This window comes from Rhodoferax sp. (assembly GCF_028715765.1).
Classification (GTDB): Bacteria; Pseudomonadota; Gammaproteobacteria; order Burkholderiales; family Burkholderiaceae_C; genus Rhodoferax.
The window spans coordinates 1-10,964 of the sequence record NZ_JAQURE010000069.1 but is presented as its reverse complement, the minus strand read 5'-3'; the positions used below and the strand labels follow the sequence as shown (position 1 = coordinate 10,964).

Genomic DNA, 10,964 nt, shown 5'->3' with positions numbered 1-10,964 from the left:
ATCTCAGGGTGGGTTCCCAAACGACGCAACATCTCTTCGTCACTCATCTGGCTTTTGCCTGTCATCTCTGGCCTTTCGCTTTGGTGGAGGAACCGTACTTTACGGCACATCAGTTTGAATCGCACCCTTAAACGACTTGTGTAATAATCTTAGGCTCTGTAAAAATTCGTTTGCAGAGCATTTTTAAGAGGTTATTATGTACGCGGTCATAAAAACTGGTGGCAAACAATACAGAGTTGCTACTGGCGAAAAAATTAAAGTAGAACAGATTGCTGCGGATGTAGGCCAAGAAATTGTGATCGACCAGGTTTTGGCAGTCGGTAGCGGCGCTGAATTGAAGGTTGGCACACCCTTGGTGTCCGGTGCATCTGTGAGCGTCACGGTCGTGACGCACGGCAAACACGACAAGGTCAGCATTTTCAAAATGCGCCGTCGCAAGCACTATCAAAAACGTCAAGGTCATCGTCAACAGTTCACCGAGCTGCTGATTGGCGCGATCACAGCATAAGGAGCAAGAGTCATGGCACACAAAAAAGGCGGCGGCTCGACGCGAAACGGGCGCGATTCCAAGCCCAAAATGCTCGGTGTGAAGATGTACGGTGGTCAACTGATCAGCGCTGGCGCGATCATCGTTCGCCAACGTGGCACGCAATTCCACCCGGGCGTGAATGTGGGCATTGGCAAAGACCACACTTTGTTTGCATTGACAGAAGGCCACGTGTCTTTTGCCACCAAAGGTGCTCTCAATCGCCCTACCGTGAGCGTGACACCCGCCTAAACGCTGGGTTACTCCCTCACAAGACCCTGCGCCTAGCGCGGGGTTTTTCGTTTCTAGGATTCACCAAAAATAGCGCAGGCCGTCCATTCAGCAGCTTTTTTTGTCACTTCTCATCTTTAAGGTTGACCCCATGAAATTCGTAGACGAAGCCTACATTGATGTCTCCGCTGGAGATGGTGGCGCTGGCTGCGTCTCGTTTCGGCATGAAAAATACAAAGAGTTCGGCGGCCCCAATGGTGGCGACGGTGGCCGCGGTGGCCACGTCTTCGCGGTGGCTGACGAAAACCTCAACACCTTGGTGGACTACCGCTTTTCTCGTCGCCACGACGCGCAACGTGGTCAGCACGGCATGGGCTCCGACATGTTTGGCGCCGCAGGCGATGACATCACCCTGAAAATGCCCGTGGGCACCATCATTTCTGATGCGGAAACCGGTGAGGTGCTGTTTGAATTACTCACGCCAGGTGAAGTCATCACCATCGCCAAAGGGGGTGATGGTGGCTTTGGCAACCTGCGCTACAAAAGCGCCATCAACCGCGCGCCGCGTCAAAAAACACCGGGCTGGCCGGGTGAAAAGCGCAACCTCAAATTGGAGTTGAAGGTGCTGGCTGATGTCGGCTTGCTGGGCATGCCCAATGCCGGCAAATCGACGCTGATCACCGCCATCTCCAACGCCCGTCCGCGCATTGCCGACTACCCCTTCACCACGCTGCACCCCAATTTGGGCGTGGTGCGCGTTGGTCCTGAGCAAAGTTTTGTGGTGGCTGATTTACCGGGCTTGATTGAAGGTGCCTCAGACGGCGCCGGTTTGGGACACCTGTTTTTGCGCCATTTGCAGCGCACCCGCTTGCTCTTGCACATTGTGGACATGGCGCCTTTTGACGATGCTGTGGACACCGTGGCGCAGGCCAAAGCGATTGTCAATGAGCTTAAAAAATACGATCCAGCGCTCTATGCCAAGCCGCGCTGGCTGGTGCTCAACAAGCTTGACATGGTGCCGCTGGAAGAACGTGCCGCCTTGGTCAAAGATTTTGTCAAGCGCTTCAAGTGGAAGGGGCCGGTGTTTGAAATCTCGGCACTCACCCGCGAAGGTTGCGAGCCGCTGATCAAGACCGTGTTCAAGCACATCAGCGCCCAGCAGCAACTTGAGCAAACCCCTGAGGTGGTAGACCCACGTTTTGCAGCGCCTGAAGACGAGCATTGAATGCTCATGATTAAATAGCTGCTCACGCTTAATCTACGTGCGGTAGAGGTCAATATGACATATAAATCTGAATGTGCTGCACTGCGCGACGCACGCCGCGTGGTGGTCAAAGTGGGTTCCAGCTTGGTCACCAACGAGGGGCGTGGACTCGACGAGGTGGCCATTGGCGAATGGTGTCGTCAAATGGCGGTGCTGGTCGCCAGTGGGCGCGAGGTCATCATGGTCTCCAGCGGTGCCATTGCCGAAGGCATGAAGCGCCTGGGCTGGACCACGCGCCCACACGAAATTCACGAGCTGCAAGCCGCTGCTGCTGTCGGCCAAATGGGTTTGGCGCAAATGTATGAAACCAAGCTGCGCCAAAACGGTCTGGGCAGTGCCCAGGTGTTGTTGACCCATGCCGACCTGGCCGACCGCGAGCGTTACCTCAATGCCCGTTCCACTTTGCTGACCTTGCTCAAGCTGGGCGTGGTGCCGGTCATCAATGAAAACGACACGGTGGTCAATGACGAAATCAAGTTTGGCGACAACGACACGCTGGGCGCATTGGTGGCCAATTTGGTGGAGGCCGATGCGCTGATCATCTTGACCGACCAAAAAGGCCTGTACACCGCCGACCCGCGCAAAGACCCCGCTGCCACGTTTGTGCATGTGGGGCAAGCGGGAGACGCGGCACTGGAAGCCATGGCCGGCGGCGCGGGTTCCAGTTTGGGGCGGGGCGGCATGATCACCAAAATTTTGGCGGCCAAGCGGGCGGCGGGTTCTGGCGCGTCCACGGTGATTGCCTGGGGCCGCGAGCCTGATGCCTTGCTGCGCTTGAGCCAAGGTGAAGCCATTGGCACGCTGCTGGTGGCACCCACGCAAAAAACCCAGGCGCGTAAACAGTGGATGGCGGATCACTTGCAACTGCGTGGCTCTGTCAGCGTGGACGATGGCGCTGTGGCCAAGCTGCGCGGCGAGGGCTCCAGCCTGCTGCCGATTGGCATGACCGCGGTGGAGGGCGATTTTTCGCGCGGCGACGTCATCGCCATTCGGGATCTGGCCGGCACCGAGATCGCGCGCGGCCTGGCCAACTACGCCAGCTCTGAGGCGCGTCTGATCTGCCGCAAGCCCTCAAGCGCATTTGAAGCCCTGTTGGGTTATTCCGCCGAGCCCGAAATGGTGCACCGTGACAACCTGGTGCTCAGCCGCAACCCCTGACCCTGGCGGGCGGGTTTCAACCTTCCAAGGATGGCTGAAGTCATCCCTACAAGGCATTTCAAGCATGAGGCTGGCCGACTAGCCTAGCCAGGCTCGGCTCCCTTCGAACAGGCCAGTTGGCTTATTTCTTCAGCGCTTTGAGAATGTCTGCCACCGAACTGGCGGCCGCGGCACGGCCGTCGCAGGCACCTTGGCGGGCAAAGGCGATGGCATGTTTGGAGGGCATGTTGTCGCTCAAGTCGCGCCACTGTGGCTCTTTGACCAAAGCCCACGCCCCGTTCGAAGCACTGCGGGCGTAGGTTTTCACCTGACCGGTGGCGCACCGAATGCCCTCGTACATGGCGTTGACCGAGCCGGTGGCGTTTTGCGCCACCATCACATAGCGCACGATGCCGTCGGGGGTGATGCTCAGGGTGGCGGGGTCGACACCGAACTTCAGACTCACATAGTGCGGCATGTCAATCGCCACCAGGTGCGCTGCACTGAAGGCCGGGGGCGCCGCCGCCTCAGACTCTTGCCAGTCAGGGTCAAGCGCGGCCACTTGTGCCAACACTTGACCCGCAGCGAAGGTCAAAAAACAAAGGGTGAAAAGCTTACGCATGCGAGTTTCCAGTGTGTGGGTCAGGCTCAAACGTGGCACCAGGGGGGAGTTCAAAACGCGCCTCTGGAATGTCTGCACACATTTGCTCGGCCTCCGCGGTGCGCAAGCCTTGGCGCAAAAAGCGGTTGCGGTGCTCATTGCGCGGCAGGTAGCGCGACAGCTCGGTCAGCGCTGTCACATAGACCTCGCGCTTGAATTCAACTACGGCCTCCAGCGGCACCCAGTAGTCGTTCCAGCGCCAGGCATCAAACTCCGGGTGGTTGGTGGCACGCAGGTTCAAATCCCAGTCGTGCCCCACCAGTTGCAGCAAAAACCAAATCTGTTTTTGCCCTTTGTAAAAGCCACGCGAATCGCGCCGAATAAAGCGGTCTGGCACCTCGTAGCGCAACCAGTCACGGGTGCGGGCCACAATGCGAATGTGTTCGCGCAGCAGCCCAACTTCTTCATGCAATTCCCGCACCATGGCTTGCTCTGGGGTTTCGCCCCGGTCAATGCCACCTTGCGGAAACTGCCAGGAGTGCGTCCGAATACGCTTACCCCAAAACACCTGATTTTTCTGGTTGAGCAAGACGATGCCGACGTTCGGCCTAAAGCCGTCTCGGTCAAGCATAATCAAACCCCAATTTTTAAATTGCATTGATTATGCACAGCACATGCTGTGCATCAAGAGCCAAAACCCTGACATCTCGCTGGATTAGCCCATGAAAGCCTCTCAATTCTTCATTTCCACCCTCAAAGAAGCCCCGGCCGACGCCGAAGTGGTCAGTCACAAACTGATGATGCGCGCTGGCATGATCAAAAAGCTCGGCGCAGGCATCTACACCCTGATGCCCATGGGCCTGCGCGTGGTGAAAAAAGTGGAAGCCATCGTGCGCGAGGAAATGAACCGCGCCGGCGCCGTGGAGCTGTGCATGCCGGTGGTGCAACCCGCTGAGCTGTGGCAGGAAACGGGTCGCTTTGAGAAGATGGGGCCAGAGCTGCTGCGCATCCGCGACCGCCACATGAACGACTTTGTGATTCAGCCCACCAGCGAGGAGGTGGTGACCGACATCGCACGCCAGGAAATTCGCAGCTACAAACAGTTGCCCAAAAATTTCTACCAAATCCAGACCAAGTTCCGCGACGAACGCCGCCCACGTTTTGGCCTGATGCGCGGGCGTGAGTTCATCATGAAAGACGCCTACAGCTTTGACCGAGATCAGGCCAGCGCCAAAGCCAGCTACCAGGTCATGGCTGCCGCCTACCGCCGCATTTTTGACCGTTTTGGCCTGACCTACCGCGCTGTGGCTGCCGACAGTGGTGCCATTGGTGGCGATTTGAGCGAAGAATTTCAGGTGATTGCCGCCACCGGCGAAGACGCCATCGTCTACTGCCCGGGTAGCAACTACGCCGCCAACATGGAAAAAGCCGAAGCCCAGGCACCGGCTGACCCACGCGCTGCTGCCACGCAAGCCATGGCCAAAACCCCCACACCCGGCAAGAGCACTTGTGCGGATGTGGCTGAGCTGCTGGGCTTGCCACTGGCGCAAACCGTCAAATCTCTGGTGCTGGCCACCGACACGCTCAGCGATACGGGCGAAGTGGTCAAAACGCAAGTCTGGTTGCTGCTGCTGCGTGGCGACCACGACATGAACGAAGTCAAGGTCAACAAACTGCCCGGTCTGGCGGCTTTCCGCTTTGCCAGCGTGGCAGAAATTGAAGACCACTTTGGTTGCCAACCGGGTTATCTGGGGCCGCTGAACCTGCTCAAACCCGTCAAGCTGGTGGTCGACCGCGATGTGGCGGTGATGAGCGACTGGGTTTGCGGTGCCAACGAACCTGACTTTCACCTCACCGGCGTCAACTGGGGTCGTGACCTGCCCGAACCCGAGCTGGTGGCCGACCTGCGCAACGTGGTGGCCGGTGACGCCTCGCCCGACGGCTGTGGTGTGTTGGCGATTGAGCGTGGCATTGAAGTCGGCCACGTGTTTTACCTGGGTACCAAATACAGTGAAGCCATGAAGGCCACGTTTTTGGACCAAAACGGCAAACCCCAGTTCATGGAAATGGGCTGCTACGGCATTGGCATCACGCGCCTGCCAGCCGCAGCCATCGAGCAAAACCACGACGAGCGCGGCATCATCTGGCCCGACGCACTGGCCCCATTCACGGTGGTGATTTGCCCCATCAACGCCGAGCGCTCGCCTGAAGTCAAAGTCACGTCGGACGCGCTTTACACCGAACTGTTGGCCGCTGGCGTGGATGTGATGCTGGACGATCGTGGCGAGCGCCCGGGCGCGATGTTTGCCGACTGGGAACTCATTGGCGTGCCACACCGCGTCAACGTCGGCGACCGCGCTCTGAAAGAAGGCAATGTGGAGTACCAGCACCGCCGTGATGCCGTGGCAAGCGCCGTGCCGGTGGCTGACATCGTGGCCAAATTGCTGGCTTTGCTGAAGGTGTGAGTCCCGCGTTGGCACCGATGCCCATGCGGTTTGCCAACCTGGGTCTTCGCCCTGAGGGGGCGGCGCAGACAGCGCAGACAGCGCCACGTGCCCAGCTGGCACGGCGGGCATTTTTTTCAAGCGTTTTAGGCCTCTCACCCTTATGGATAATGGGTGGGCAGCTATTTTTATCAGAGTGTTCTTGGGCTGGTGCGCAAGTCGAAGAACCGCTGGTAGATGCGGTACGCACGGCTTTGAGTTCGGCCATTGCCAACCACGCGCCGCCGGTTCCTGAGTTTCTTGACACTGAATCACGCATGGCCTACCTGCGCTGGCTGGGGGCGATGAGCGAACGCCTGAAGCCCAAAAAGTCTGACTGGAACACCCGCAAAGAATTCCTGCAAACCGTCTGGTACGAATCCAAACGCGCCGGGCTGGAGGTGTCGCTGGTGCTGGGTTTGATTCAGGTGGAGAGCAATTTCCGCAAATATGCCGTCAGCCGCGTTGGCGCGCGTGGCTACATGCAGGTGATGCCGTTTTGGACGCGCGTGCTGGGCGATGGCGATGCGGGCAAACTGTTTCACATGCAAACCAATTTGCGTTTTGGCTGCGTGATTTTGCGGCACTACCTGGAGCGCGAGCGCGGCGACCTGTTTTTGGCGCTGGGCCGCTACAACGGCTCGCGCGGCCAGCCGCAATATCCCAACGCGGTGTTTGCAGCGCAAAAAAACTGGCGCTTCAGCGTCTGAATTTGCCATTGGCGGTGATGATGGACAAGTCGGCAAAGTCCAGTCCGGAGTGGTTGCCTTTGTCGTAGCTCACCTCCAGCCCGCCAATGTCGTATTTGAAATTGTCCAGGCTGGCCAGCAGTTTTTCACGCGTTGGTTTGGCGCCGCTGCGGCGCAGCGCCTCGACCAGCACCTTGGCCGACGCATAGCCCTCCAGCATGGCCGGGCTAAGCACCTCAATGCCTTTGGATTTGGCCAGTTGCGTGGCATCTTTCACCAGCGTGTAGCCAAAGCTTTGCGGAAAAACTTGCGTCACGATGACACCGCGCCCCTGCTCACCCAGCAGCTTGACGAAGCCTTCTGAGGCATTGTTGGACAGGGTGATGAACTGTGCGCCGCTACCAGCGGCCTTGATTTGCTTGATGCCCTGCACCACTGCTGTGCCCGAGCCAATCACCATCACGGCTTGTGCCTCGGCTTTCACCACCGCCGGGGCAATGGTTGAAAAATCGGGCTTGCTGCGGTCAAATTTGGACAGCACCACGGGCGTGAGCTTGTTGGCGGTCATGCCCTTTTGCGCCCCTGCCAGGGCATCGCTGCCAAAGGTGTCGTCCACATGCACCAGGGCAATGCGAGTGATGCCGATGGTGGCCAGGTGGGTGATGGCTTTTTCGGCCTCGCGCTGGTACGTGGCGCGCACGTTAAACACATACGGCTGCACCGGTTGATGGAACACCATCGCCCCGGTGGAGGGTCCCACCAGAGGCACACCGTTTTCTTTCAGCAGCGGCAAAATACCCTGTGTGTGTGGCGTGCCACGGGTCATGAACAAGGCCAGTACCTTGCGTTCATCAATCAGGATTTTGGCGTTGGCCAGGGTGAGTTTGGTGTCAAACTTGTCATCCAGCGTGATGACCTGAATCTTGTCGCCAAAAATACCGCCTTTGGCGTTGACGCTGTCCAGGTACAAGTTGGCCCCGAGCATGGACTCTTTGACCGTGGCAGCCACGGTGCCGGTCACCCCCACGGTTTGCCCAATTAGCACCTGTGCCAGGGCATGACCCCCGCTCAGTGCCCATCCTAAAGTTAGCGCCAACGCCGCTTTGATGTTCATGTTGAACTCCTTTTTTTCAGTCTAGCAGTTGCTAGCGGGCTTGTCTTGACGGATATCCCTTAGCCTGCGCCGGGGTGACCCCTGTCCCTAGAATCAATGCCCTCATCACCCGGGAACCACGCATGTCACAGGGAACCATCCGCATCCGCGGCGCGCGCCAGCACAACCTCAAAAACCTCGACCTGGACATCCGCACCGGTGAGCTCACCGTGGTCACTGGCCCCAGCGGCTCGGGCAAGTCCAGCCTGGTGTTTGACACCCTGTTTGCCGAGGGCCAGCGGCGTTATGTGGAAACCTTCAGCGCCTACGCGCGCCAGTTTCTCGACCGAATGGACAAGCCAGCGGTGGACAAGGTCGAAGGCGTGCCCCCGGCCATTGCCATTGACCAGACCAATCCGGTGCGAAGCAGCCGCAGCACGGTGGGCACCATGACCGAGCTCAATGACCATCTGAAACTGCTGTTTGCCCGCGCTGGCAGTTTGTTTGACCGCGCCACCGCACAACTGGTACGCCACGACACGCCCGAGACCATTTACGCCGAGCTGCTGTCGCGTGCCATCGCCTTGGTCGCAAGCGGTCAGCTGGATCAGGTGACCGACGCTGCCGATGTGCGGCTGGCAATCACCTTTGCGGTAGAGCTGCCCGCCAGCGCCACGCCTGAAGAAGTTGCGCAGTGGTTGTCGGTGAGCGGCTTTACCAAGGTGCAGGCCGAACGGGTGGTAGACCAGCGCAAGGTATTGGACGTGGTGGCTGACCGCTTTCGCTTGGGCGCGGCTGAGCGTGCGCGCGCGCTGGAGGCCATTGAAGTGGCCCTGAAACACGGCGGTGGTCGCCTCAGTGTTTATGTGTTAAATCAGCCTCTAGCGCTTATGGATAGAGCGCAAGCAGCTATTGATAATGTAGTTATAGATGCTGTTGAAATCTGGCGTTTTTCCACCGGCCTGCATTGCCCCGAGAGCAACCAGCGCTACACCGACCCCATCGCCTCGGCGTTTTCGTTCAACTCGGCGGTGGGCGCCTGCGACACCTGCCGTGGCTTTGGCCGCGTCATCGGTGTGGACTATGGCCTGGTCATTCCCAACGACAAGCTCACGCTGCGTGCCGGTGCCATCAAGCCGCTGCAAACACCGGCTTGGTTGGAGTGTCAGGACGACCTGATGCGCCATGCCGAGCTGCATGGCATTCCTCGCGACACGCCCTGGGTGCGCCTGAGCCCAGAGCAGCAGCATTGGGTGATTCACGGCGAGGCCGGTTACCGAGACGGCCAGTGGGGCAGAAAGTGGTATGGCATCAAGCGCTTTTTTGAATACCTGGAAACCAAGGCCTACAAAATGCACATTCGTGTGCTGCTGTCCAAATACCGCAGCTACACCGAGTGTCCAGATTGCGCCGGTGCCCGCCTGAAAACCGAAAGCCTGCTGTGGCGCATTGGCACCCAAGCCGATGCGGACGCGGTGCTGGCACCCGCCAAACGCTTCATGCCCCACGGTGTGGCCTGGACGCGCGCCCAGCTGGAAGCGCTGCCGGGGCTGTGTCTGCATGATTTGATGCTGCTGCCGCTGGATAAGCTGCGGCGCTTTTTTGCTTCTCTCGCTCCCACCCCCGCTGGGGGAGGGCAGGGGAGGGGGCAGGCAGTCAGCCCTCATCCCAACCTTCCCCCAGCGGGGGAAGGAGCAAACCCAACTGCAACGACAACCCAGGTCGATAAGCCTGGAGACACTGCTGACACCTCAAGCCAAGCCAATGCGCCAACCCCTGCACTGGTGCAGCAAGCACAGCCAGTCTCTGAGACAGACAGCAAAACCCTGAAACTGCTGTTTGAAGAAATCAGTACGCGCCTGAAGTACCTGTGCGAGGTCGGCATTGGCTACCTCACGCTGGACCGCCAAAGCCGCACCTTGAGCGGCGGCGAGGTGCAGCGCATCAACCTGACCACGGCGCTGGGCACGTCACTGGTCAACACTTTGTTTGTGCTGGATGAGCCCAGCATTGGCCTGCACCCGCGCGACATGGGTCGCATCATCACCGCCATGCAGCGCCTGCGCGACGCCGGCAACACGCTGGTGGTGGTGGAGCACGACCCGGCTGTGATGCTGGCTGCCGACCGCATGATCGACATGGGCCCAGGCCCCGGTGAGCGTGGCGGGCAGATTGTGTTTGACGGGTCTACCGCCGATTTGTGCCATGCCGACACCTTGACCGGCGCTTATCTGGGCGGGCGAAAAACCGTGGGCATGGGGTTCAAGCGGCTGGTGGCGGCCAACACGCCGCGGCTGATTCTGGAAGGCGCGTGTGACCACAACCTGAAAAACATCAGTGTTGAGATTCCGCTGCAGCGCCTGGTGGTCATCTCGGGCGTGAGTGGCTCGGGCAAGTCGACGCTGATTCAGGACACCCTGGCACCGGCGCTGTTGCGACATTTTGGCAAGGCTACCGACACGCCGGGCGCGTTTGAGCGCTTGCTGGGCGCCGAGCAGCTCAGCGACGTGGTGTTTGTAGACCAATCGCCCATTGGCAAAACGGCGCGATCCAACCCGGTGAGTTTTGTCGGTGCGTGGGATGCCATTCGCACCTTGTTTGCCTGCACGCCACTGGCACAGCAGCGCGGCTACACCGCCACCAAATTCAGCTTCAACAACGGCGACGGCCGCTGCCCCACCTGCGGCGGCTCTGGCTTTGAGCATGTCGAGATGCAGTTTTTAAGCGACGTGTACCTGCGTTGCCCGGACTGCGATGGCAAACGCTACCGCCCGGAAATCCTGGAAATCACGATTGAGCGCAGTGGAGCAGAAATGGGGTCAGATCCCAATACGGGTTACAGCCTCTCGCAAAAACCTGAACGCCGTCCCGAATTGGGCTCTGACCCCAGTTTTGCGGAGCCAGTTAAAGCTAATGCTGATGTGGAGGTGAGATCGGAAG

General features: G+C 59.2%; 10 protein-coding genes. 7 read left to right on the top strand and 3 right to left on the bottom strand.

Annotated features, from left to right (window positions below; translation table 11 throughout):
* The first annotated feature begins 196 nt into the window (after window positions 1-196).
* The 4 genes from rplU (at window position 197) to proB (ending at window position 3,179) form a co-directional block, all read left to right on the top strand.
* Window positions 197-508: a 50S ribosomal protein L21 gene (gene rplU, locus PHT20_RS15540; RefSeq protein WP_223904920.1), complete on the top strand. Its 312-nt coding sequence runs from the start codon at window positions 197-199 to the stop codon at window positions 506-508.
* A 12-nt stretch (window positions 509-520) separates the two neighbouring features.
* Window positions 521-778, top strand: a complete 258-nt coding sequence (rpmA, locus tag PHT20_RS15535) for a 50S ribosomal protein L27 (protein ID WP_301021230.1) — start codon at window positions 521-523, stop codon at window positions 776-778.
* A gap of 130 nt (window positions 779-908) precedes the next feature.
* Window positions 909-1,982 carry an Obg family GTPase CgtA gene (gene cgtA / locus PHT20_RS15530; protein ID WP_301021229.1) on the top strand — a complete coding sequence of 358 codons (1,074 nt, stop codon included), beginning with the start codon at window positions 909-911 and terminating at the stop codon, window positions 1,980-1,982.
* Window positions 1,983-2,036: 54 nt separating this feature from the next.
* Window positions 2,037-3,179: a glutamate 5-kinase gene (gene proB, locus PHT20_RS15525; RefSeq protein ID WP_301021228.1), complete on the top strand. Its 1,143-nt coding sequence runs from the start codon at window positions 2,037-2,039 to the stop codon at window positions 3,177-3,179.
* A gap of 121 nt (window positions 3,180-3,300) precedes the next feature.
* Here the strand turns inward: proB and PHT20_RS15520 are convergent, their stop codons facing one another.
* Together PHT20_RS15520 and PHT20_RS15515 are read right to left on the bottom strand one after the other, a co-directional pair.
* Window positions 3,301-3,780: a CNP1-like family protein gene (locus PHT20_RS15520; protein WP_301021227.1), complete on the bottom strand. Its 480-nt coding sequence runs from the start codon at window positions 3,778-3,780 to the stop codon at window positions 3,301-3,303.
* A complete protein-coding gene (locus PHT20_RS15515; protein ID WP_300083149.1) occupies window positions 3,773-4,390 on the bottom strand; it encodes an RNA pyrophosphohydrolase in 618 nt (205 codons plus the stop codon). The genes PHT20_RS15520 and PHT20_RS15515 overlap by 8 nt, the downstream gene beginning before the upstream one ends.
* 91 nt (window positions 4,391-4,481) lie before the next feature.
* On the opposite strand from PHT20_RS15515, the gene PHT20_RS15510 reads away from it, so the two are divergent.
* Together PHT20_RS15510 and PHT20_RS15505 are read left to right on the top strand one after the other, a co-directional pair.
* A complete protein-coding gene (locus PHT20_RS15510) occupies window positions 4,482-6,224 on the top strand; it encodes a proline--tRNA ligase (protein ID WP_301021226.1) in 1,743 nt (580 codons plus the stop codon).
* Window positions 6,225-6,373: 149 nt separating this feature from the next.
* Entirely contained in the window at window positions 6,374-6,952 is a 579-nt protein-coding gene (locus PHT20_RS15505) for a lytic transglycosylase domain-containing protein (protein ID WP_301021231.1), read from the top strand.
* Here PHT20_RS15505 and PHT20_RS15500 read toward each other — a convergent pair.
* Entirely contained in the window at window positions 6,942-8,045 is a 1,104-nt protein-coding gene (locus tag PHT20_RS15500) for an ABC transporter substrate-binding protein (protein WP_301021225.1), read from the bottom strand. The genes PHT20_RS15505 and PHT20_RS15500 overlap by 11 nt on opposite strands.
* Window positions 8,046-8,167: 122 nt before the next feature.
* Between PHT20_RS15500 and PHT20_RS15495 the strand changes: the two genes are divergently transcribed.
* Window positions 8,168-10,964, top strand: a 2,797-nt coding sequence (locus PHT20_RS15495) for an excinuclease ABC subunit UvrA (protein WP_301021224.1), incomplete at its 3' end; no start/stop codon positions are given.

What these genes read in the sequence shown, in the direction of transcription:
- rplU (WP_223904920.1), top strand. Translation starts at nt 197, where the DNA reads ATGTACGCGGTCATAAAAACTGGTGGCAAACAATACAGAGTTGCTACT.
- rpmA (WP_301021230.1), top strand. Translation starts at nt 521, where the DNA reads ATGGCACACAAAAAAGGCGGCGGCTCGACGCGAAACGGGCGCGATTCC.
- cgtA (WP_301021229.1), top strand. Translation starts at nt 909, where the DNA reads ATGAAATTCGTAGACGAAGCCTACATTGATGTCTCCGCTGGAGATGGT.
- proB (WP_301021228.1), top strand. Translation starts at nt 2,037, where the DNA reads ATGACATATAAATCTGAATGTGCTGCACTGCGCGACGCACGCCGCGTG.
- PHT20_RS15520 (WP_301021227.1), bottom strand. Translation starts at nt 3,780, where the DNA reads ATGCGTAAGCTTTTCACCCTTTGTTTTTTGACCTTCGCTGCGGGTCAA.
- PHT20_RS15515 (WP_300083149.1), bottom strand. Translation starts at nt 4,390, where the DNA reads ATGCTTGACCGAGACGGCTTTAGGCCGAACGTCGGCATCGTCTTGCTC.
- PHT20_RS15510 (WP_301021226.1), top strand. Translation starts at nt 4,482, where the DNA reads ATGAAAGCCTCTCAATTCTTCATTTCCACCCTCAAAGAAGCCCCGGCC.
- PHT20_RS15505 (WP_301021231.1), top strand. Translation starts at nt 6,374, where the DNA reads ATGGGTGGGCAGCTATTTTTATCAGAGTGTTCTTGGGCTGGTGCGCAA.
- PHT20_RS15500 (WP_301021225.1), bottom strand. Translation starts at nt 8,045, where the DNA reads ATGAACATCAAAGCGGCGTTGGCGCTAACTTTAGGATGGGCACTGAGC.